Below are 20560 nucleotides of genomic sequence, written 5' to 3' on the forward strand. Positions count from 1 at the left end.
AGGAGTTGGGCCCTCGTCTCAGCCCAGCTTCAGCTGGTCCGTGCCGTGCCCGATGTGCGCGACGACCAGCCCGGCGCCGGACACCTCCGCGTACTCGGCAGTGTGGTGACGGAAGACGCCGCCCGCCTCGGGCCCCTTGCGGGCCTCGACCGTCCAGCGCAGCTCGTGGAAGAAGAACCAGTCGTCGAAGTGCTGCTTGACGACCTCGATCTCCCGGACCTCGTAGTGGGCGTAGAACGCCTGGAGGTGGACCTTCAGTTCGTCCTTGGTATGCAGTTCGGCCAGGGTACCGACGCCCGCCGCGTAGTCCCGCACGCCCGTCTGGACCTCGGGGTGGGCCCGCTCCACGATCGCGTCCACATCGCCCTTGCGGTAGGCGTCGAGGAGTGCGTCGTGCACCTGGGCCACGGCGAACCTGCTGGCCAGGGCCCCGTCGGCCGGGTCGCCCGGCAGCGGTTCGTGTTGCGTACGGCCCCAGAAGAGTTCGCCGGTGATGCCCTCGGAACCCATCGTCGGGAACAGCACGATGATGGGGCGTTCGCTCTCGGCGCCGGTGTTCTTGTCGCGCCCCCGGCCCGAGCCGCTCACGAAGGTGTACCAGGAGGTGTTGATCTCCGCCACGGGCCGGATCCCGACCACGGCGGCGAACCGGTGCATGTTGCGGTAACTGCTCTCGATGGCCTCGTACGTGTCGACGATCCGCTGTGTCGGGATCTCCTTGCCCTCTTCGAGGGTGGGGACGACGGTGTACGCGTAGGGCCCGCTCGGCGCCAGCGTCGCCAGGATGTCCTCGACGACGTCGACGTACTCGGCCTTGACGTGCTTCCACGCGACCGCCGAGGTCTGCACCTCGAGGTCCGACGTGACGAGGAGTTCCTCGACCTTGGCCCGGTCTTTCATGGTCTTTCTCCTTACGGGGCCGAGCGGCCCCGGTGGGGGGAGCGAACCGTCGCTCATGGAGCCGCCGGGGCTCGGCCCCGGCGATCACATGCAAGCGCAACGGCCTGACCGGTTGCGGCCGTCTACCTGACATCGGGCCGACGTGGCGCAGGTCACACGGTCCACGCCGCCCGAGAAGATGTGATCCTCCGGCCCGGAAGATGTGATCTTTGGGGTCGGAGCCGGGGAGAATCACCCCATGACCACGTCACCGCACCCCCTCGTCGTCCAGGCGCGCCGGCTCGCCGCCGAGGTGCTCGCGCCGCAGGCGGAGCGCGTCGACCAGGAGGGGGTGCCCGCGAGCAGTATCGAGGCCATCAAGCGGTCGGGACTGCTCGGGGTGAGCGCGCCGGTGGCGTACGGCGGGTCGGGGGCACCCAACTCCGTGGCACGGGACACTGCCGAGATCCTGGCGGGGGCCTGTTGCTCCACGTGGTTCGTACAGACCCAGCACTACACGCCCGTGCTGACCCTGGTGAAGAGCGAGCTCCCCGCCCGTGAAGGCCTGCTGGGGAAGCTCGCCACCGGCGAACTGTTGTCCGGCGTCGCGTACGCGCATCTGCGCAGATATCCGCAGGTGCCGGTGCGGGCCGTGCCGAAGCGTGGTGGCTGGCGGTTCCACGGCACGGTTCCCTGGTACACGGGATGGGGGCTCAACGATGTGATGCTGCTGGCCGGGGTGACGGACGCGGACGAGGTGGTGTTCGCCTTCACCGAGGCCAGGCAGCAGTCCGGACTGAAGGCCTCCGCGCCCATGCGGCTCGCGGCGCTCACGGCCGCCCGTACGGTCTCGCTCGACCTCGACGGGCTGTGGATCCCCGAGGAGGCTGTGGCCCTGCACGCCCCGTACGAGTCCTGGGCCGCGAGCGACCGCCCCAAACCCACGAACGCCTCGCCCGCGGTGTTCGGGGTCGCCGAGTCGGCCCTCGGCCTGCTGGACCAGGACGCCCCCACGACGAAGGGGCTGCGGTTGCGGCTGGACAAGGTACGGCGGCAGGCCTACGCCCTCGCCGACCATCCGGCGCCCCACGAGCACATGGAGGAGCGGCTCGCCCTGAAGACGAAGGCGTTCGACCTGATGCGCACGGCGACGACCGCCGCGGTCGTCTCCGGCGGCGGACGCGCCCTCGACCTGGACAGCCGGGCGCAGCGTCTGGCCCGCGAGGCGCTCTTCCTGCTGGTGCAGGGCCAGACCGCCGAGGTACGCCGGGCCCACCTCGGCTCGCTGTCGGCCGCGTACTGATCCCGGCCGACGGGCATGCGGCGGGGGGCCCACGCGAAGCCCGGCCGGTGTCGTGTGATGCTGGCTTCATGACAGACCAGCGCGAGATCTCCATCGTCCGGTGGACGGGTCGGACCTCTTCCGCCGTGGGCGGGCCGACCTCGTTGCTTGCCGCCTACCACCTGCGGACCGAGGCCGAGAAGGGCGAGCCCGTCGCCGATGCGGAGGGGCTGCCGGACCGCTACCGGGCGGAGATCTCCGACCCGGCGGCCGCGTTCGCCGACGATGCCGTGCTGGTGGCCCTGAGCGGGGACACCGCGGTGGGCTGTGTGGTGGTGACCGCTCCCACCGACGGACGGTCGGAGATCAAGCGACTCTGGACGGACCCGGCGTTCCGGGGCCGGGGCATCGCCTCCGGCCTGCTCGACGCCGCGCTCGCACATGCCGCGGAGCGCGGCGTGAGCACGGTGCGCCTGTCGGTGTGGAACTGGCGGACCGGGGCCGTCGCCCTGTACGAGCGGCTCGGTTTCGAGATCACCGAGTCGTGGGACGCGCGGGATCGCCTGGTGTGCATGGAGCGCGCTGTGTGAGCGTCACCCTGCCCGAGGGGGCAGGCGCGGCTCCGCTGTCGCTCTCTTCGGCTCACGCCTTCCGGCTCGCGAACGGCACCTGTGCCGTCACGGTCGCCGGCCGGGCGAAGGGATGCTGCCACAACCCCTGGGCGGCGAGGCGCGGGAGGACGCCCTCGCCGAACCAGTACGCCTCCTCCAGGTGCGGGTAACCGGAGAGGACGAACTCGTCGATACCGAGGGCGTGGTACTCCTTGATGCGCTCGGCGACCTCGTCGTGGCTGCCGACCAGGGCGGTTCCCGCGCCCCCGCGCACCAGGCCGATGCCGGCCCAGAGGTTGGGGTGGATCTCCAGGCTGTCGTGGTTGCCGCCGTGCAGGGCGAGCATGCGCCGCTGGCCCTCCGACTCGCTGCGGGCGAGTCCGGCCTGCACGGACCGTACGGTCTCGGGGTCGAAGCCGTCGAGCAGTCGGTTGGCCTCCGCCCAGGCCTGCTCGGCGGTGTCGCGGGTGATGACGTGCAGCCGGATGCCGAAGCGGAGGGTGCGGCCCTCCTTCGCCGCCAGCCCCTTTATCCAGTCGATCTTCTCGGCGACCTTGGCCGGTGGTTCGCCCCAGGTGAGGTAGACGTCGACGTGCCGGGCGGCGATCTGCCCGGCGATCGGCGAGGAGCCGCCGAAGTACACCTCGGGCACGGGGTCGGGCAGCCGGGCCAGCCTCGCGTCCTCGACCCGGAGGTGTTCGCCGTCGAGGTCGACGGTCTTGCCCTCCCACAACTCCCGTACGACCCGCAGGAACTCGCCGGTCCGGCGATATCGGTCGGCCTTGTCGAGGAAGTCGCCGTAGGCGCGCTGCTCGTGGCTCTCACCACCGGTCACGACATTGAGAAGGAGCCGTCCGCCGGTGTGCCGCTGGAAGGTGGAGGCCATCTGGGCGGCGAGCGTGGGCGAGACGGAGCCGGGGCGGAAGGCGACCAGGAACTTCAGGCGTTCGGTGGTCTGGCTGACCATCGCGGTGGTCAGCCAGGCGTCCTCGCACCAGGCACCGGTGGGAGTGAGGGCGCCGACGAAGCCGAGGTCCTCGGCGGCGCGGGCGATCTGGCTCAGATAGGCGACCGTCGGCGGCCGGTCCCGGCCGGACTCGGTGGCGGGGGTGCCGTGGCCGCCGCCGACGACATGGCGGCTGTCGCCGTTGGTGGGCAGGAACCAGTGGAAGGTGAGGGACACGTGGGGTCTCCGATCAGGGATGTCCGCGGCGGCAGGTCATCGGGGACGACCTTCGGAGCAGGCCGTGGCGTGGGGTCCGGTGCCGTTGAGGACATGGCGGCCGATGTGCTGGATCTTCCAGCGGGCTGGGGCGTGCGATCCAGGAGGGGCGGCACGCAGCGCCTCGTTGAGGGGCCCGCCGAAGAAGAACTCCCGCTGCCGGGCGGTGCCTTGCCGGCGGATCACATGGACGTGGGCGAAGTGGCTCTGCGGGATCCGGGCGAGGCTCGCGTCGGCTGAGGCCGGCAGCCGGAAGACCCCCGCCCGGATCTCCTGCGTCACGTCCGCTCCCCCGTGCTCGGCGGACACGGTGACGGCCGGCAGCCCGGAGGCGGAGAGCCGGTCCGACTCCCGGCGCGCGACAGCCGCCGGTCGGCGTCCCGCTCCGAGGCCCCGGCACGGAACTCCGCGGCGAGCGCGGCGGCGACGGCCAGGGCCTCGGCGTCGTCGGCGACCACCCTGGCGGTCGGCGGATCGGAGAGGGAGGCGGCCGGGGCTTCGGTGAGGACGTCGGTCATGGCGTCAGCTCGCGGCGGCCAGCACCGGCACGGGGCCGAGGGCGTTGAGGAACTGGTCGACGACCTGGCCGAGGGCGTCGGCCGTGGCCGGGGCGACCGTGACCCTGCCGTCCTCTCCGACGGTGATGTCCTTGTCGAGGGTGAACCACCCGGGGACGATGTGCCGGGCGCCCATGGAGCTGAGCACCGGCCGCAGCGCGTAGTCGATGGCGAGGACGTGGGCGGTGGTGCCGCCGGTGGCCAGGGGCAGCACGGTCTTGCCGGTGAGGGCGTACTGCGGGAGCAGGTCGAGCAGGGCCTTGAGGACTCCGGAGTAGGCGGCCTTGTAGACGGGGGTGCCGATGACGATGCCGTCGGCCCGCTCGAAGAGTTCGGTCGCCTCGACGATCGCAGGGTGCTTGAAGTCCGCGCCGAGCAGGGCCTCGGCGGGGATGGTGCGGATGTCCAGCGGCACGACCTCGTGACCCTGGGCGGCCAGGCGGGCGTCGAGATGGCGTACGAGCTTCGCGGTGCGGGAGGAGACGGAGGGGCTGCCGGAGACGGACAGGACGGTGGCCATGGGCCCTCTTTCTGGGAACCCGGGGTGACCGTGCGGACGGGCACCCCGGAAGGGAGCGGTCAGGAGTACCGGGTGGGATGGAACCGTTCGCCTTTTCACGGGCGTGGCGGCATGCGGAACTTCCGTCGCGGAATGTTTCGGGCACGTCTGATTCTTCGGGCACGCCTGATTCTTCGGGCACGCCTGATTCAGGGTCAGGGGGTGTGCGGTCGCTTCAGCAGGAGGAGTGCATACATGTCATGGGATGCACGGGCACGGTGAATTCAGGCGCGGAAAGCAGAATTGCGCGGCGGATCGCGGCGAGTGATCAGGCCGCGGCGCGACAGGAGGCGCTGGAGACGCGCGCGAGGTCGACATGGCGTCGCCGCGTGAGGTCCAGTCGCATCTTCATGCCGTCGATCGTGACAGCCGTCGTCGACGGGCGTCAAGGAGAACCCGACCGGTCTCGTATCCCGGACCATTGAATTTCACGAACGTGTGACAGGGAAACCCTTGAACGGGCTGGAAATCAGCGCGCATTCTGCTGCCGTGCGGACAGAACAACTGGAATACATCACTGCGGTGATCAGGCTCGGTTCGTTGCGCCGGGCCGCCGAGGAACTGCGTCTCTCCCAGCCCGCGTTGAGCGAGACGGGCGGAATCTGGAACGCGAACTCGGGGTCGATCTGCTGGAGCGCAAGCGTTCCGGCGCGACGATGAGCGCCTCGGGCCGGGAACTGCTGCCGCACGTCATCGGGGTGCTGGACGCGGTGGACCGACTGCGGGCCGCGGCGGGCGAACAGCACCGCATCAGCCGGACGGTCCGGCTGGGCACGGTCAACGCGGCGACCGTGCCGCTGCTCATCCCGGTGATCCGCGACTTCCGCGCCACGCATCCCCTCACCCAGGTCGAGGTGGTCGGCGCCCAGCAGACCGACATCCACCGGGGCCTGCTGGAGGGCTCCTTCGACCTCGGGCTCGTCAACCACCTCGACGGCGACGACGTGCCCGCCGAGTTCGAGGCCACCGAACTGCTGCGGGGCCGCCCGGTGGTGGTGGTCCGTGCGGACAGTCCGCCGGCGTCCGCGGCGGCGGTGTCCGTGGACGACCTGGTCGGCGTACCGCTGATCGGGATGCGCTCGGGGTACGTCATGCACCGCTACGTGCACCGGCTCCTCGACGGCCGCGACCCCGCCTTCGCGTACTCCACCGACGGTGCCGAGATGGGCAAGCTGCTGGTGGCGGAGGGGCTCGGGGCGACGGTCCTGCCGGACTTCAGCGTGATCGACGAGCCCCTGGAGCGGCGGGGCGCTCTCGTCCACCGCCCGATCGCCGGTGACCGCACACGGGTCCTGCTGATGCTCCGGCGCCGCAGGGCGGACTCCGTACCGCGGGCCGCGGGGGACCTGCACGAGACGTTCGTCCGCCGGGCACGGGCACTGGGCGCCCGGGCGTCCTGCTGACCCGGGCGCCGGTTGGTCACCGTTCGCCGTGGGCCCGCGCCTCGCCGGAGCCCAGGCTCCCCGGCCACCAGGCACGCTCACCGAGGTCCCGTACCAGCGCCGGCACCAGCAGCGAGCGCACCACGAGGGTGTCGAGGAGGACTCCGAAGGCCACGATGAAGGCGATCTGGGCGAGGAAGGCGAGCGGGATCACGCCCAGCGCGGCGAACGTCGCGGCGAGCACCACACCAGCGGAGGTGATGACCCCGCCCGTGGTGACCAGCCCGCGCAGCACGCCCTGGCGTACGCCGTGCCGCAGTGACTCCTCGCGTACCCGGGACATGAGGAAGATGTTGTAGTCGACGCCCAGCGCGACGAGGAACACGAACCCGTAGAGGGGTACCGACGGGTCGGTGCCGGTGAACCCGAACACGTGCTGGAAGACGAGCGCGGAGACGCCCAGCGTTGCGAGGAAGTTCAGGGCGACGGTGGCGACCAGCAGGACAGGCAGCAGCAGGGAGCGCAGCAGGCCCGTCAGGATGAGCAGGATGAGGGCGAGGACGACCGGGACGATCAGCGTGCGGTCGCGTTCGGCGGTGCGCAGGGTGTCGTACTGCTGTGCGGTGTAGCCGCCGACGAGGGCGTCCGCACCGGGCACCCCGTGCAGGGCGGCCCGCAGTCGGGCCACCGTCCGCCTGGCGGCGTCGCTGTCCGCGGCGGCGTCCAGGGTGACGTCGACCCGGGCACGTCCGTCGACGACCAGTGGTTCGCCGCCGGGGCGCCCGGATCCGGCGACGGCGGCCGCCGTCGCGACGCCGTCGGCGGCACGGGCCGCGGCGAGCACCCGGTCCAGCCGGTCCGCGTCCGCGACGACCACGGCGGGGTTGCCCGAGCCGCCGGGGAAGTGGTCGCCGAGCGTCTTCTGGGCGGCGACGGAGGGCGCGTCGTTGACGAACGTCTCGTCCAGGGGGACGCCCTTGGAGGTGAGCGTGGGCGCGAAGGCGGCCCCGGCCAGCAGGACGACCAGGGTCACCGCCCACACGCGGCGCGGCGCCCTGTCGACGAGGCCCGCGACGCGCTGCCACAGGCCCTCGCCGGTGCGTGGATCGGCTGGTCGGCCACCCGGCTCGGCGGGCCAGAAGGCGGCGGGGCCGAGCGCGACAAGGACGGCGGGCAGGAACGTGAGCGTGGCGAGGACGGCGCAGCCGATGCCGATGGCGCCGACCGGCCCGAGCGCCCGGTTGTTGGTGAGGTCGCTGAGCAGCAGGGCGAGCAGGCCCAGCGCGACGGTTGCGGCGCTGGCCACGATCGCGCCCCAGGACTGCCGCAGCGCGGCCCGCACGGCCGCGAATCGGTCGGTGCGCGTGGCCAGTTCCTCCCGGAAGCGGGCGGTGAGGAGCAGGGCGTAGTCGGTGGCGGCACCGATGACGAGGATGGACAGGATGCCCTGGACCTGTCCGTCCACCCGGACGACCCCGTGGTCGGCGAGCGCGTACACGACCGCGCAGGCGAGGCCGAGGGCGAACACCGCGCCGAGGATGATCAACAGAGGGAGCAGAACGCTGCGGTAGACGAGCAGCAGGATCACCAGCACGGTGAGGAGCGCTACGGCGAGCAGCAGGCCGTCGATACCGGCGAAGGCGTCGGACAGGTCCGCCTGACTCGCGGCGGGTCCCGCCAACTGGACGGTGGTGCCGGGAACGCCTTCGGCGGCGGCGCGGATCCGGTCCAGGGTGCCGGGCAGTTCGTCGCCCAGGCCGGGCCGCAGGGGGACCACTCCTCGCAGTGCTTCGCGGTCCTCGGAGAGCAGTGCGGGCGGGACCGGTCCGATCACACCGGGGGTGCCGTCGAGGGAGGCGAGGACCCGGTCGGCCGCGGCGCGCCGTGCGGCAAGGCTCTCGCCCGTCCAGACGACGATCGCCGGGAGCGACTCGTCCTGCCGGAAGGCCCGCTGGGCGGCTATGACCTCGGTGGATTCGGCGCTGCGCGGCAGGAACGCGGCCTGGTCGTTGGTGGCGACCTCACCGAGGCGTCCGGCGTAGGGGCCGAGGACTCCTCCGACGGCGAGCCAGACGGCGATCAGCAGGAGGGGAACGAGCCGGCGGGCGCGGCGGGGGGTGGTGGACATGGTGCTCCAGGCTCCGGGGCGGACAGGTCTCCATGACTGTCCGCACAACTGTCTCAACGAAAAACAATCTCAATCATTGAACTTGTTGGCGGGCGTGATCATAGACGTCGCCCGTTCTTCCGCCCTCACCCGGCTCTCGGATGCGCCTGACCCACCACGTCAGCGAGAACGGTCGGCGCCCGCACCCAGTTCGTCGTTCATCGCCGTGAGGAACCGCAGCACCACGCCCAGTTCGTCCCCGGTGAACCGGGAGCGTGCGGCGTCGGTCGCCTCCGCGAGGGGCCGGAAGTAGGTACGGGCGGCCGTGCGCGCGTCGGCCGCGTAGTACAGGTGGACCACACGGCGGTCGGCGCTCTCCCGGACGCGGCGGACGTGTCCGGCGCGCTCCAGCCGGTCCACGCAGGCGGTGACGGCTCCGGAGGTCAGTCCGAGGTGTTCGCGCAGCCGTTTGGGTGTCATGGGCGCGTCGGCGTCGAGGATCGCCGCGAGGGCCTGGACGTCCGTCGCGTGCAGTCCGTGGTCACTCGCGAACGCGTGCACCAGCCGGTTGATCTCGCCGTTCATCCGGCGCAGCGCGACGGCGAAGGCGTGCAGGTCGGTCGGTGCCGTGGGGCGGCCGGACCCGTCTTCCCCCGCCCGCCGCTCGGGGTCGTTCACTGTGGCCACGCCGTCAGCGTAGCCGCCGTACCGATCACCCGATCGCGCGGTGGTGCCCCTCCGGCGCATCCGTGACCGCTCTCGCGGTGGAAGTGATGGCAGGGAACGCCGACGTGAGCAACCGAGGAACCGAGGAACCCATGACGGGAGACGAACGCGGCAGCGGACCGCTCTGCCTGGTGACCGGTGCGACCGGGTACATCGGCGGGCGGCTCGTCCCGGAGCTGCTGGAGGCGGGCCTGCGGGTGCGCTGTCTGGCCCGCTCCCCGGACCGGCTGCGCGATCATCCGTGGGCCGGTGCCGTCGAGGTGGTCCGCGGGGACGTCACCGACGCGGAGTCCGTCGCGCAAGCGATGCGGGGCGTCGACGTCGGCTATTACCTGGTGCACGCGCTGGGCACCGGCAAGGACTTCGAGGAGACGGACCGACGGGCCGCGCGGATCTTCGGGGAGCGGGCCCACGCCGCCGGGGTGCGCCGGCTCGTGTACCTGGGCGGTCTCACGCCGTACGGCGTGCCGGAGCGGGAGCTGTCGCCCCACCTGCGCTCGCGTGCCGAGGTCGGCCGGATCCTGCTGGACTGCGGTGTGCCCACGGCCGTCCTGCGGGCGGCCGTCGTCATCGGCTCGGGGTCGGCCTCCTTCGAGATGCTGCGCTACCTCACGGAGCGGCTGCCGGTGATGGTCACCCCGAGCTGGGTGCACACCCGGATCCAGCCCGTGGCCGTGCGGGACGTGCTGCGCGCGCTCGTCGGTTGTGCCCGGCTGCCGGACGACGTCAGCCGGACCTTCGACATCGGCGGCCCGGACGTCCTGACGTACCGCGAGATGATGCGGCGTTACGCCGCCGTCGCCGGGCTGCCGCACCGGCTCATCCTGTCCGTGCCGGTGCTCTCCCCGGGCCTGTCCAGCCACTGGGTCGGGCTGGTGACGCCCGTGCCGGCCTCGATCGCCCGGCCGCTCACCGAGTCACTGCGGCACGAGGTGGTCTGCCGCGAGCACGACATCGCGCGGTACGTGGCGGATCCGCCCGGTCATCCGGTCGGCTTCGACGAGGCGGTACGGCTCGCCCTGCGGCGGGTGCGCGAGGCCAGGGTCACCACCCGCTGGTCGTCGGCCTCCCTGCCCGGCGCGCCCAGCGACCCCTTGCCCACCGATCCCGACTGGGCGGGCGGCAGCCTCTACACCGACCGCTGCGAGCTGCGCGTGGACGCCCCCCGCGCGTCCCTGTGGCGGGTCATCGAGGGCATCGGTGGTGACAACGGCTGGTACTCCTTCCCGCTCGCCTGGGCCGTACGCGGGTGGCTGGACCGGCTGGCGGGCGGGGTGGGCCTGCGCCGGGGCCGCCGGGACCCCGCACGGCTGCGGGTGGGCGACTCGCTGGACTTCTGGCGGGTCGAGGAGATCGAGCCGGGGCGGCTGCTGCGGCTGCGGGCGGAGATGCGGCTGCCGGGCCTGGCGTGGCTGGAGATGTACGCGGACACGGACGACACGGGACACACCCTGTTGCGTCAGCGTGCCCTGTTCCATCCGCGTGGGCTGCTCGGTCACGCGTACTGGTGGAGCGTGGCCCCCTTCCACTCCGTCGTGTTCGGCGGCATGGCCCGCAACATCGCACGGGCGGCCGTGGCGGACGCGACCGCCCGGGCGCGGGAGGGGGCGCCCGTGCCGTGATGCGTGCCGTGCCTGCCCTGAGGTGTGGCGTGGCGGCCCGCAGCCCCGCCCGTCCGCCCCCGCCTCGGCCTCGGCCTCGGGCCCGTGCATCCGCCGGATGTCTCCGGCCGGAAGCAGGGCATGACCGTCCGATCCCCTTCCCCGGAGTTCCGTCATGAACGTCTCGGTCGTCCTGTTCACCTGCGATCTGCGGCTGCACGACCACCCGCCGCTGCGCGCCGCCCTCGACGGCTCGCGGCAGGCGGTCCCCTTGTTCGTGCGCGACCGGGCCGTGGCCGGGTTCGCCGCGCCCAACCGGCTGGCGTTCCTCGCCGACTGTCTGCGCGACCTCGACGCGGGACTGCGGGAGCGGGGCGGTCGGCTCGTGGTGCGCTCCGGGGACGTGGTGGCGGAGGTGTGCAAAGTGGCCGCAGAGGCTGACGCCGACGAGGTGCACCTGGCGGCCGACGTCAGCGCGTACGCCCAGCACCGGGAGGAACGGCTGCGGCGCGCGCTGGAGGCCGAGGGCGTGCGACTGCACGTCCACGACACGGTGACGTCCGCCGTGGAACCCGGCGCGGTGCTGCCGGCCTCCTCGGACCACTTCGCGGTGTTCACGCCGTACTTCGGTCACTGGTCCCGGCAGCGGCTGCGCGAGGCGCTGGCCGCGCCGCGGACCGTGCGCGTACCGGACGGCATCGGCTCCGAGGAACTCCCTTCGCCAGAACGGCTGTCCGGTCTTTCCCCGGGTCTGGCGGCGGGCGGCGAGGCGGAGGGCCGCGCACGGCTCTCCGCCTGGCTGAGGTCGGGGATCGGGGCGTACGAGGACCGGCACGACGACCTGGCGGGCGACGCGACCTCCCGGCTCTCACCCCATCTGCACTTCGGCACCCTCTCCCCCGTCGAGCTGGTCCACCGGGCCCGCCGGGCGGGCGGTCCGGGCGCCGCGGCGTTCGTACGCCAGCTCGCGTGGCGGGACTTCAACCGCCAACTGCTGGCCGTACGACCGCAGGCCGCGTCCGTGGACTACCGCGCAAGGGACGATCGCTGGCGGGACGCTCCGGACGAGGTCGAGGCATGGCGGGAGGGCCGCACCGGCTACCCGGTGATCGACGCGGCCATGCGCCAGCTCCGCCACGAAGGCTGGATGCACAACCGCGGCCGCCTCCTGACCGCGAGCTTCCTCACCAAGACGCTGTACGTCGACTGGCGCGTCGGCGCCCGCCACTTCCTGGATCTCCTGGTCGACGGCGACGTGGCCAACAACCAGCTCAACTGGCAGTGGACGGCCGGGACCGGCACCGACACCCGCCCCAACCGGGTCCTCAACCCGAACACCCAGGCGAAGCGGTACGACCCGGACGGGGAGTACGTACGACGCTGGGTACCGGAGTTGGCGGACGTCGCGGGACCGGCGGTGCACGAGCCGTGGAAGCTGCGGGGGCCGGACCGTGCCGCGCTGGACTATCCGGAGCCGATCGTCGAACTGGCGGAGGGACGCGAGCGGTTCCTGCGGGGGCGCAAGTCCTCGACCGCTCGGACCGCCCGCCCGTAGAGACCGGACAGCGCCTCCACCGCCTCGTCCAGCGAGGACGGCCGGACCATTCCCGAGGCGGGGTGCCCGTGCCAGCCGGGACCGCCGAGCACGACGAGCGGCTGCCGACGGGCGCCCTTCACACCCCAGCGCATGGCGGCGACATGGCGGGCGAGGGACAGGCTCGCGGTGGAACGGGCCTGGGCCCACAGGACCACGGCCGCCGGGCCGAGCCGGTCGACCGCCGCGGTGAGGGCCTCGGCGGGGACGGCCGCGCCGAACATCCTGGTGGGCAGGCCGAGTTCGCCGAGGGCCGCGGTGAGCGCCTCCAGCGGCAGGCTGTGCTGTTCGCCGGGCACGCAGGCCAGGACGACCGGGCCCGGGGCGGTGGTGTCGTGGCGGGGTGCGGGCGCCCCGGGGTGGCGGCGCAGGGTGGTGGAGACATGCCAGGACAGCAGGTGCTCGACCTCGATGTAACGGTCGCCGGACGACGCCCACTTGCGGCCCACCGCGTGCAGCGTCGGCACCATCACCTCCTGCCAGGCGACCGTGAGTCCGTGCCGCTCGACGGCCCCGGCCAACAGGTCCTCCACCGCCGGGGCGTCGAGGCGTACGGCGGCGCGGGCGAGGCCCCGGCACTCCTGGCGGAGGTCTGCCAAAGACGCCGGGCCGGGCGCGGGCGACCGCTGCGGCCGATCCCCGTCCGGCACCCGCGCTCCCCCGGCGCCCTCCTGCGCTTCCCTCGCTCGCGGGGTCGCGCCACCTTCCCGCGCCACGCGCGCCGCCTCCGCGGGGGCCAGCCCGGCGGACGTCAGCCGGCACATCGTCTCGACCACCGCCACGTCCTGCGGGGTCCAGCGCCGGTGCCGGCCGTCGGTGCGGACCGCGGGCCCGATGCCGTAGCGGCGGTCCCAGGAACGCAGGGTCGTGGGCGACACACCCAGCCGACGGGCCAGGGCACCGCTGGTGAGCCCGGGATCGGCGGAGTTCTCCTCCACGTACGCACCCATGAGGGCGACTATACGATGCACAAGCGATGCGAGTTGAAGCCCGGACTCGCGGGCTCGCACGATGGCGGCATCCGCATCGCCCCACGTGAGGAGCCGCCCTCATGAGTCCCGTGTGTCCGCGCGTCGCACCCACCGACGAGGAACTGGCGCGGGGTCTGGTGGCCGGCGACGACGACAGTCTGGCCGCCGCCCACCACCGCTGGTCGGCACTGGTGCACGCGCTCGCCCGGCGCAGTCTCGGCGACACGGGCGAGGCCGAGGACGTCACCCAGCAGGTGTTCCTGGGCGTGTGGCGCGGCCGGCACGGCTACCGGTCCGAGCGCGGCGCGATGGGTGCCTGGATCGTCGGGATCACCCGGCGCCGGATCGCCGACGCCCTGTCCGCGCGGACCCGCCGTGCGGACCTGGTGACCTCGGCGGGCACCGCGCTCACCCTCGTCGACCGGCCCGACCGTGCGTACCCCGAGGCCGCCCTCGACCGCGTACTGATCCGCGCCGAACTCGCCCGGCTTCCCGCACCCCAGCGCCAGGTACTTCACCTGGCCTTCTACGAGGACCTCAGCCAGACCCAGATCGCGGAACGCACCGGCATGCCCCTCGGCACGGTCAAGAGCCACACCCGGCGGGCGCTGCGACGGTTGCGCAGCCGCCTGGACCACGAGTTCCACCCCCACCCTCCCCGCACCCCCGACCACTACACATAAAGGGAAAATAAGCGCAGAATGAACGTACGCGGCGCTTACCGCATACCCCACCAGACGCGGTCAGGCCTGCAGAGTTCAAAGGAGTCGAGTCATGGCCAACGTCTCACACCGGAGTGACATCACCAGTCACCCCGATGCACCCGAAATGCAGGCCCGGTTCGCCCGCATGCTCGGTGATCGCGATGTGGCGCTCGTGGACGGACCGGTGTTCCTGCTCGGTCTGTACTGCGCCGTGTCCCCGTGGATACTCCACTACACGACGAGCCAGCCCGCGCTGGCGTCCCACAACCTCATCGTGGGCATCGCCATCGGTCTACTGGCCCTCGGTTTCACCGCCGCACCGGAGAGGATGTACGGCCTGAGCTGGGCCATGTGCGCGCTGGGCGTCTGGATGATCATCTCGGCCTGGATCGTCGGCGACAGCCCGGACGCCGGTGTCGTGGTCAACAACATCATCATCGGCTGCCTGGCACTGCTGCTGGGGCTGATGTGCGCCGGCGCCTCGGCCAAGGGCAACACGCGTGCGGGCCGCACGCCGCAGGTGTAAAAAGGACGCCCGCGAGGGGTAACGGCGGCCGATCCGCTCCGGCGGGTCGGCCGTCGCCGTTCGCCCCGACCCGCCGGACCGGGCCGCGCCCACCGGAGCGGGCCTCTCACGGTCGTATCACCGCGGGCGCGGCACCTCCCAGGGCTGCCGCGGCAGCACCCTGCCGGTCTCCAGCAGCGACTTGAGGTTGGACAGCACCGCGGGCCAGCCGAAGGACACCTCGTCGAGCGCGCCCTCGTCCGCCAGGTCCTCATGGGTCACGGTGAGCCGCACGATGTCGCCGTGCGGCTCGATGGCGAAGGTGACGCGCGAGTACGTGTCCGCCTCGCCCTCGTTCTCGGGTGAGGTCCAGGTGGTGACCAGGCGGGTCGGGGGCTCACTCACCGCGACCGTGCCGACGACGTCCTCGACGCCGGAGCCGTCGGTGCGGACATGCGCCCAGCGCGAACCCTGACGCCAGTCCGACTCGTTCCGGTGCCCCCAGTAGTCGGCGGTCAGATCGGCGCTGGTGAGCGCCTCCCAGACCTTCTCGGGCGTGCTCGCGACATAGGTGACGTACACGAAGGTGGGCTTGTCGGTCATGGCTTCCTCGGCTCGTCGCTTCACGGCACCCAGCGCCCTCAGGCGCGGGCGCTCGAACTTGCCGGTCCACCGCTCCTGCATCTCGTGGAGCGGGACCGGATTGAGGTAGTGCAGCTTTTCCCGCCCACGCCGCACCGTGCCGACCAGGTTGGCGGCCTCCAGGACGGCCAGGTGCTGCGTCACGGACTGCCGGGCCATGTCGATCCGTTCGCACAGCTCGCCCAGCGTCTGCCCGTTCTGCTCGTGCAGCCGGTCCAGCAGCGTCCTGCGCGTCTCGTCGGCCAGCGCCTTGAAGACCTTGTCCATTCCCGGGTCGCTCTCAGATCGCACACTCGACGTTATGCAGGCAATCACCTGCATGTCAAGCACCGGCATCGCGCACCGGCAACGGCAGGCCCCGGTGGACCGCAGGCGACAGCCCGGCGACCACGGGCGATATTCGTTGGCCGCCCTCCCGTCACGGCCTTCAGACTGTCGCCGTGAGTCGAACCTTCAGCGCATGGGTGACATCGGGTGCGGACTTCCTCGGGGTCGCCGGTCCGTTCCCCGTCGACGTTCCGTGGTGGGCCGAGGTCGAGCCCGTCGTGGCGCGGTTGGAGCACGCACTCGGGGTGCCCGTGTTCGTACTGCGTCTGCTGGAGACGGACGGGGGCGAGAGCGGGCGCGACGGGCATGTGACGTACCACGTGGAGGCGCTGGAGCGGCCCCGGGGCGGGGCCCTGGACCGACACCCCGTGGACCGAGGGCTGTTGCACGCGGACGACGCTCTGCGATCACCGTGGGCGCGCGCCGACGGGCTGCGGGAACTGCTGGACTGGGCCTCACGGACACTGACCGCACTGGGGCGGCCGGTGACGGGACCGGTCGAGCAGCGGCGGACATGGAACCTGGCGGGACTCTTCCGGCTGCCCACCGGGCAGGGGCCGGTCTGGCTCAAGGCGACACCGCGCTTCGCCTCCGACGAGGCCGCGGTCATCGCCGCGTTCGGCCGGTGGGACACGGACCTCGTACCGACGGTTCTCGCCGCCGGCGAGCGCCGCGTGCTGCTGGAACACATCCCCGGCCGGGACTGCTGGGAGGCCGACGCCGCCACGGTCGAGTCCGGGGTACGCCGGTTCGTCTCCGCGCAGGCCGCGCTGACCGACCGACGGCCGCCGGGGCTCCGGGACCGGCGGGACCGGGTCCTCGGCGCACTCGTGCGCGAACTGCTCGACGGGCGAGTCGAGTTGGACATCACCGACGAAGAGCGGGACAGAGCACGGGAGTTGACGTTCCGCTGGGAGCGGCTCGTCGAGTGCGGGCTCCCCGACACGCTCGTCCACGCCGACTTCCATCCGGGCAACTGGCGCAGCGACGGCCGGCCACCGGTCGTCGTGGACTTCGCCGACGCCCACTGGGGCAACCCCGTACTCGACTGTCTGCGCCTGTACGACTTCCTCCCCGAGGCGGTACGCCCCACGGCCGTCCGCGTCTGGGCCGACGCATGGAAGGAGCACGCCCCGGCGAGCGATCCCGCCCGCGCGCTCGCCCTGGCCGAGCCGCTGGCGCACCTCACGTACGCCGTGCGCTACCAGGAGTTCCTCGACGGCATCGAGGCGTCCGAGCGGCCGTATCACGAGGGGGACCCGGCGGCGGTGATCCGCAGGGCGCTGCGGTGCGCGGCGCACCCGAGTCTCACCTCCGTGGAGGTGGCGGGCTAGATGGATCGTGCCGAGGTGCTCCTCATCGGCGGGCGGGCCGGGGTCGGCAAGTCGACGGTGGGCTGGGAGGTCTCCGACCGACTGCGGGTCGCCGAGGTCGCGCACGCGATCATCGAGGGGGACTTCATGGGGCAGGTGCACCCGGCGCCTCCAGGTGATCCGCACCGCGCGGCCATCACCGAGCGCAACCTCACCGCCGTGTGGGGCAACTACGCCGCCCTCGGCCACCGGCTGCTCGTCTACACCAACACCCTTAGCGTGCTGACCGAGACGGCGGGCACCTTCCAGCGGGCCATGGGCGCGGACGTACGGATCGTACGGGTGCTCCTCACCGCCACCGACGAGACGGCCGAACAGCGGCTCAGAGGTCGGGAGATCGGCTCCGAGTTGGAACGGGAGCTGGCCGGCAGTGCGCGCAAGGCGCGTCTGCTGGACGAGCGAGCACCGACGGACACCGTCCGGATCGCGACCGACGGGCGCACCGTCGTCGACATCTCGACGGAGGTGCTGGCCGCCACGGGATGGGTGACGGACTCGTGAAGAACGTGGAATCCGGGCGGACTGCACTCGCGTTCGACGGGCACTCGCACGGTGGCGGGGAACCCGACGAACAGGGGCGGAGATCAGATGGAGATCGACGGCATCATCAGTGCCATCGTCATCGGCGTCGTCATCGGTGTGATCGGTCGGCTCGTCGTGCCGGGGCGTCAGCGGATCGGCATCCTGCTGACGATCCTCGTCGGCGTCGTCGCCGCGCTGATCGGCACCGCGATCGCCGCAGGGGTTGGCGTGGCCGACACCGACGGCGTCGACTGGGCCGAGTGGCTCATCCAGATCGCACTGGCGGCACTGGGCATCGCGGCGCTGGACCGCACGCGGGCACGACGCTGAGGGGCGCGGGGCGACGGCGGGCGGTCGCGTAGGTTCCGGACGGCGATCGGCGGTCGCGTACGTGCCGGACAGCGGTCGCCGGTCTCGTGCACCCGGCATGACGGTCGGCGCCCGTGCGCGCCAGGTATTTCCGTTGCGGGTCGCCGCGCCTGGCGGTTAGCGTCGCCGGGCCTCGCGATCCGCCCGCCGACCAGCCCGGAGCCCCCTTGCCCCCGCGCGTCACCCAGCTCATCGACCCCGCCGCCACTTCGTCGAGCCACCGTCTGGCCTGGCTCGCGTCCCGGGCGGACGGCGTCCCCCTCGGTTCCGCATTCCTGCGGCTGTTCACCAAGGAGGGGCAGACGCATCTGGCAGAGCTGGACGTCGCCGTGCACCCGGCCGAGCGACGGCAGGGCGTCGGGACCGCGCTGCTCGACGCGGCGGTCGGCTCGGCACGCGCCGAGCGGCGCCGCGCGCTCCTCGCACAGGCCGAACAGGGCTCCCCCGGCGACGCGTTCCTCGCGGCACGCGGCTTCCGCCAAGTGCTGACGTTGACGTACGCCCGGCTCGAACTCGCCGGGATCGACCCCGACCACTTCACGCGGATCCTCGAACAGCCCCGTCCGGGTTACCACTTGACGAGCTGGACGGGCGTCGTGCCGGCCGACCTCGCGCGGAGCTACGCCGCGTCGCGCCGCGCGATGGACGACATGCCGATGGGCGACACCGACTACGGGACCGTGGTCTGGGACGTCGAGCGGGTCGTCGCGGCCGCCGAGGCCATCGCGAGGCGCGGCGACCGGCTGTACACGGTGGCCGCGGTGCACACGTCGAGCGGTGCCGTCGTCGGCTTCTCGGAGCTCGTCCTGCCGGGTGACGAAAAGAGCGACGGCAAGGGCGACGGGCAGCACTACGGTACGGCCGTACTGCCCGAGCACCGGGGGCACGGGCTGGGCCTGTGGATGAAGGCGAAAGCCGTCCTCCACGCCCACGGCCTGGCTCCGGCGCTGGCCCTGCTCACCGACACCGCCGAGCACAACATCCCGATGCGCCAGGTCAACGACGCGCTCGGTTACCGGCCCACGCACACGTCCCTCGAATACCAGCTGGACCTGTGACACCCCGGCGCGGCCCACCGCCGGGCCGGTCAGGCGGTCGCCGCGCTCGCCACCGCGTACTCGTACGGCGTGGTCGTCGTGAGCGGCTCGAAGCCCAGGCGGGCCAGAACCGGGCGGCTGCCGGCCAGCGCGTCGACCTGGACATAGCGGTAGCCGCGTTCGGCGGCGACGCGTGCGCGGTGGGCGACGAGGGCCCGGTAGACACCGCGGCCGCGCCAGCCCTCGACGGTGCCGCCGCCCCACAGACCGGCGAAGCGCGTACCGGGAAGCAACTCCATGCGTGCGGCACTCACCGGTTCGTCGCCGGCTAGGGCCACCACGGCCATCACCGTGTCGGGGTCCGCCGAGACATGGGCCAGGAGCTGGTGGCGCATACGGGTACTGTCCCTGCCGAAGGCCTTCTCATGGACCTCCGCCACGAGCTCCACTCCCTCACGGTCGGTGACCGGCAGGATCCGTACGCCCTCGGGCGGCTCGACGTCGAGGGACAGATCGGCGACCTCCGCGATCATCAGCGTCTCCTCCGGAGCGGCTGTGAACCCGGCGTCGCGCAGGCGTTGCCCCAGGTCGACAGGGAGATCGTGGCCGTACAGCTTCCACTCGAAGTCGCGGCCCAGGCCGGAGTAGTACCGGATCTGCTCGGTGATCGCCGCGTCGGCGCCCGCCTCGTCCAGGTCGGACCAGACGACGCCGCTCCAGCCGTTCTCGAAACCGACCTGACGCACCACCTTGCCCACGCGCTCGATCCGGGCTCCGGGACCGTCGGGGCGGGCGCCCTCCCTCATGTCCCGGTCGAACAGTGCCAGCACAGCAGCGTGATCCATACCGCTCACTCCATCATCAGTCGTTCGCCCTGGCAACGGAATTCACCCGCTTCTTCGCATCGGGAGCGATACGGACCCGTACCCGCACCGCTCACCGGGCCGCCCGGCGGGTCCGTACGGGTGTCGCTCGCGCAGGGGCCCGGGATTCGGACACACGACGTAAGGTGCACGTCGCGGAACGTGTCCGGACGGTTTTCGAGGAGGGTGCGACGACCATGGTGAACGACTCCGAACTGGTGTACCTGCGACGCTGTGTGGAGCTCGCGACCGAGGCGCTGGAGACCGGCGACGAGCCGTTCGCTTCGGTCCTGGTCGGTGGTGACGGCACGGTGCTGGCCGAGGACCACAACCGGGTGGCCGGCGGCGACCGCACCCGTCACCCGGAGTTCGAGCTGGCCCGCTGGTCGGCCTCCCGGCTCACTGCGCGGGAGCGCGCGGCGGCGACCGTGTACACCTCGGGCGAGCACTGTCCGATGTGCGCGGCCGCCCACGCCTGGGTGGGCCTCGGCCGTATCGTGTACGTCGCTTCGTCCGAGCAACTCGCCTCCTGGCTCAGTGAGTTGGGAGTAGCCGCGCCGCCTGTGCGGACACTGCCGGTGCGCGACATCGCGCCCGGGGTGACCGTCGAGGGGCCGGTGCCGGAGCTGGTCGGGGAGGTACGGGCCCTGCATCGTCGATTCCACGCCAAGACCGTCGGCGCCGTCGCCGACGATGACTGAGACGGGTGTGACGGGGCAGGCGGTCC

At 72.2% G+C, this 20560-nt stretch carries 20 protein-coding genes and 2 pseudogenes; 12 read left to right on the forward strand and 10 right to left on the reverse strand.

The genetic code is table 11. The features are described from left to right. Positions 1-18: 18 nt before the first annotated feature. On the reverse strand, positions 19-900 hold the full coding sequence (locus tag OG858_RS02895) for a hypothetical protein (RefSeq protein ID WP_319265317.1): 882 nt from the start codon (positions 898-900) through the stop codon (positions 19-21). Positions 901-1138: 238 nt separating this feature from the next. Here OG858_RS02895 and OG858_RS02900 point away from each other — a divergent pair, with 238 nt between their 5' ends. Continuing rightward, positions 1139-2182 carry an acyl-CoA dehydrogenase family protein gene (locus OG858_RS02900; protein ID WP_319320355.1) on the forward strand — a complete coding sequence of 348 codons (1044 nt, stop codon included), beginning with the start codon at positions 1139-1141 and terminating at the stop codon, positions 2180-2182. Between the two features lie 68 nt (positions 2183-2250). Continuing rightward, on the forward strand, positions 2251-2751 hold the full coding sequence (locus OG858_RS02905; protein ID WP_319066181.1) for a GNAT family N-acetyltransferase: 501 nt from the start codon (positions 2251-2253) through the stop codon (positions 2749-2751). A 52-nt stretch (positions 2752-2803) separates the two neighbouring features. On the opposite strand, the gene OG858_RS02910 is transcribed toward OG858_RS02905, so the two are convergent. The 4 genes and pseudogenes from OG858_RS02910 to OG858_RS48065 all read right to left on the reverse strand — a co-directional run bounded on the left by OG858_RS02910 (position 2804) and on the right by OG858_RS48065 (position 5462). Further along, the gene (locus OG858_RS02910) at positions 2804-3955 is read right to left on the reverse strand and encodes an LLM class flavin-dependent oxidoreductase (RefSeq protein WP_319265322.1); all 1152 of its coding nucleotides are present in this window, start codon (positions 3953-3955) and stop codon (positions 2804-2806) included. Between the two features lie 180 nt (positions 3956-4135). Beyond that, positions 4136-4512 (reverse strand): annotated as a pseudogene (locus tag OG858_RS02915) (acyl-CoA dehydrogenase family protein); the annotation flags it as partial. Positions 4513-4516: 4 nt separating this feature from the next. Further along, a complete protein-coding gene (ssuE, locus tag OG858_RS02920) occupies positions 4517-5071 on the reverse strand; it encodes an NADPH-dependent FMN reductase (protein WP_319265326.1) in 555 nt (184 codons plus the stop codon). 307 nt (positions 5072-5378) lie between these two features. Beyond that, a complete protein-coding gene (locus OG858_RS48065) occupies positions 5379-5462 on the reverse strand; it encodes a putative leader peptide (protein WP_350284076.1) in 84 nt (27 codons plus the stop codon). Between the two features lie 137 nt (positions 5463-5599). On the opposite strand from OG858_RS48065, the pseudogene OG858_RS02925 reads away from it, so the two are divergent. Then, positions 5600-6513 (forward strand): annotated as a pseudogene (locus OG858_RS02925) (LysR family transcriptional regulator). 16 nt (positions 6514-6529) lie between these two features. Here OG858_RS02925 and OG858_RS02930 read toward each other — a convergent pair. Both OG858_RS02930 and OG858_RS02935 read right to left on the reverse strand, forming a co-directional pair. Then, positions 6530-8620, reverse strand: coding sequence for an MMPL family transporter (locus OG858_RS02930; protein ID WP_328545165.1), 2091 nt, complete (start codon positions 8618-8620; stop codon positions 6530-6532). A gap of 159 nt (positions 8621-8779) precedes the next feature. Continuing rightward, positions 8780-9286 (reverse strand): MarR family winged helix-turn-helix transcriptional regulator, encoded by a 507-nt coding sequence (locus OG858_RS02935; protein WP_319265332.1) that lies wholly within the window; start codon positions 9284-9286, stop codon positions 8780-8782. A 131-nt stretch (positions 9287-9417) separates the two neighbouring features. On the opposite strand from OG858_RS02935, the gene OG858_RS02940 reads away from it, so the two are divergent. Beyond that, complete coding sequence (locus OG858_RS02940) at positions 9418-10947, forward strand: SDR family oxidoreductase (RefSeq protein WP_319265401.1); 1530 nt, start codon at positions 9418-9420, stop codon at positions 10945-10947. Positions 10948-11101: 154 nt separating this feature from the next. Beyond that, positions 11102-12481, forward strand: a complete 1380-nt coding sequence (locus OG858_RS02945; protein ID WP_319265335.1) for a cryptochrome/photolyase family protein — start codon at positions 11102-11104, stop codon at positions 12479-12481. On the opposite strand, the gene OG858_RS02950 is transcribed toward OG858_RS02945, so the two are convergent. Beyond that, positions 12391-13470: a MerR family transcriptional regulator gene (locus OG858_RS02950; RefSeq protein ID WP_086751998.1), complete on the reverse strand. Its 1080-nt coding sequence runs from the start codon at positions 13468-13470 to the stop codon at positions 12391-12393. The two genes, OG858_RS02945 and OG858_RS02950, sit on opposite strands and share 91 nt — an antisense overlap. 101 nt (positions 13471-13571) lie before the next feature. Between OG858_RS02950 and OG858_RS02955 the strand changes: the two genes are divergently transcribed. Beyond that, a complete protein-coding gene (locus OG858_RS02955; protein WP_086752000.1) occupies positions 13572-14174 on the forward strand; it encodes a sigma-70 family RNA polymerase sigma factor in 603 nt (200 codons plus the stop codon). A 91-nt stretch (positions 14175-14265) separates the two neighbouring features. Next, complete coding sequence (locus OG858_RS02960; protein ID WP_086752002.1) at positions 14266-14721, forward strand: SPW repeat protein; 456 nt, start codon at positions 14266-14268, stop codon at positions 14719-14721. Positions 14722-14838: 117 nt separating this feature from the next. On the opposite strand, the gene OG858_RS02965 is transcribed toward OG858_RS02960, so the two are convergent. Next, a complete protein-coding gene (locus OG858_RS02965) occupies positions 14839-15609 on the reverse strand; it encodes an ArsR/SmtB family transcription factor (protein ID WP_086752004.1) in 771 nt (256 codons plus the stop codon). A 173-nt stretch (positions 15610-15782) separates the two neighbouring features. Between OG858_RS02965 and OG858_RS02970 the strand changes: the two genes are divergently transcribed. The 4 genes from OG858_RS02970 (at position 15783) to OG858_RS02985 (ending at position 18991) form a co-directional block, all read left to right on the forward strand. After that, positions 15783-17003 carry an aminoglycoside phosphotransferase family protein gene (locus tag OG858_RS02970; protein ID WP_319265340.1) on the forward strand — a complete coding sequence of 407 codons (1221 nt, stop codon included), beginning with the start codon at positions 15783-15785 and terminating at the stop codon, positions 17001-17003. After that, on the forward strand, positions 17004-17543 hold the full coding sequence (locus OG858_RS02975) for a nucleoside/nucleotide kinase family protein (RefSeq protein ID WP_328545164.1): 540 nt from the start codon (positions 17004-17006) through the stop codon (positions 17541-17543). An 87-nt stretch (positions 17544-17630) separates the two neighbouring features. Then, positions 17631-17894: a GlsB/YeaQ/YmgE family stress response membrane protein gene (locus OG858_RS02980; protein ID WP_037692103.1), complete on the forward strand. Its 264-nt coding sequence runs from the start codon at positions 17631-17633 to the stop codon at positions 17892-17894. A 206-nt stretch (positions 17895-18100) separates the two neighbouring features. Then, on the forward strand, positions 18101-18991 hold the full coding sequence (locus tag OG858_RS02985; RefSeq protein ID WP_086752008.1) for a GNAT family N-acetyltransferase: 891 nt from the start codon (positions 18101-18103) through the stop codon (positions 18989-18991). Between the two features lie 29 nt (positions 18992-19020). Here the strand turns inward: OG858_RS02985 and OG858_RS02990 are convergent, their stop codons facing one another. Further along, entirely contained in the window at positions 19021-19815 is a 795-nt protein-coding gene (locus tag OG858_RS02990) for a GNAT family N-acetyltransferase (RefSeq protein WP_328545163.1), read from the reverse strand. A 215-nt stretch (positions 19816-20030) separates the two neighbouring features. On the opposite strand from OG858_RS02990, the gene OG858_RS02995 reads away from it, so the two are divergent. Then, entirely contained in the window at positions 20031-20534 is a 504-nt protein-coding gene (locus OG858_RS02995) for a nucleoside deaminase (protein WP_086752015.1), read from the forward strand. Positions 20535-20560: the final 26 nt, after the last annotated feature.

Origin of the sequence: Streptomyces europaeiscabiei, assembly GCF_036346855.1 — a bacterium.
In the GTDB taxonomy this organism is placed as follows: Bacteria; Actinomycetota; Actinomycetes; order Streptomycetales; family Streptomycetaceae; genus Streptomyces; species Streptomyces europaeiscabiei.

Coding starts and splice junctions, on each gene's coding strand:
- OG858_RS02990 (WP_328545163.1), bottom strand. CDS start 19,815: ATGGATCACGCTGCTGTGCTGGCACTGTTCGACCGGGACATGAGGGAG.
- OG858_RS02895 (WP_319265317.1), bottom strand. CDS start 900: ATGAAAGACCGGGCCAAGGTCGAGGAACTCCTCGTCACGTCGGACCTC.
- OG858_RS02955 (WP_086752000.1), top strand. CDS start 13,572: ATGAGTCCCGTGTGTCCGCGCGTCGCACCCACCGACGAGGAACTGGCG.
- OG858_RS02900 (WP_319320355.1), top strand. CDS start 1,139: ATGACCACGTCACCGCACCCCCTCGTCGTCCAGGCGCGCCGGCTCGCC.
- OG858_RS02930 (WP_328545165.1), bottom strand. CDS start 8,620: ATGTCCACCACCCCCCGCCGCGCCCGCCGGCTCGTTCCCCTCCTGCTG.
- OG858_RS48065 (WP_350284076.1), bottom strand. CDS start 5,462: ATGAAGATGCGACTGGACCTCACGCGGCGACGCCATGTCGACCTCGCG.
- OG858_RS02905 (WP_319066181.1), top strand. CDS start 2,251: ATGACAGACCAGCGCGAGATCTCCATCGTCCGGTGGACGGGTCGGACC.
- OG858_RS02965 (WP_086752004.1), bottom strand. CDS start 15,609: ATGGACAAGGTCTTCAAGGCGCTGGCCGACGAGACGCGCAGGACGCTG.
- OG858_RS02945 (WP_319265335.1), top strand. CDS start 11,102: ATGAACGTCTCGGTCGTCCTGTTCACCTGCGATCTGCGGCTGCACGAC.
- OG858_RS02980 (WP_037692103.1), top strand. CDS start 17,631: ATGGAGATCGACGGCATCATCAGTGCCATCGTCATCGGCGTCGTCATC.
- OG858_RS02940 (WP_319265401.1), top strand. CDS start 9,418: ATGACGGGAGACGAACGCGGCAGCGGACCGCTCTGCCTGGTGACCGGT.
- OG858_RS02950 (WP_086751998.1), bottom strand. CDS start 13,470: ATGGGTGCGTACGTGGAGGAGAACTCCGCCGATCCCGGGCTCACCAGC.
- OG858_RS02960 (WP_086752002.1), top strand. CDS start 14,266: ATGGCCAACGTCTCACACCGGAGTGACATCACCAGTCACCCCGATGCA.
- ssuE (WP_319265326.1), bottom strand. CDS start 5,071: ATGGCCACCGTCCTGTCCGTCTCCGGCAGCCCCTCCGTCTCCTCCCGC.
- OG858_RS02995 (WP_086752015.1), top strand. CDS start 20,031: ATGGTGAACGACTCCGAACTGGTGTACCTGCGACGCTGTGTGGAGCTC.
- OG858_RS02975 (WP_328545164.1), top strand. CDS start 17,004: ATGGATCGTGCCGAGGTGCTCCTCATCGGCGGGCGGGCCGGGGTCGGC.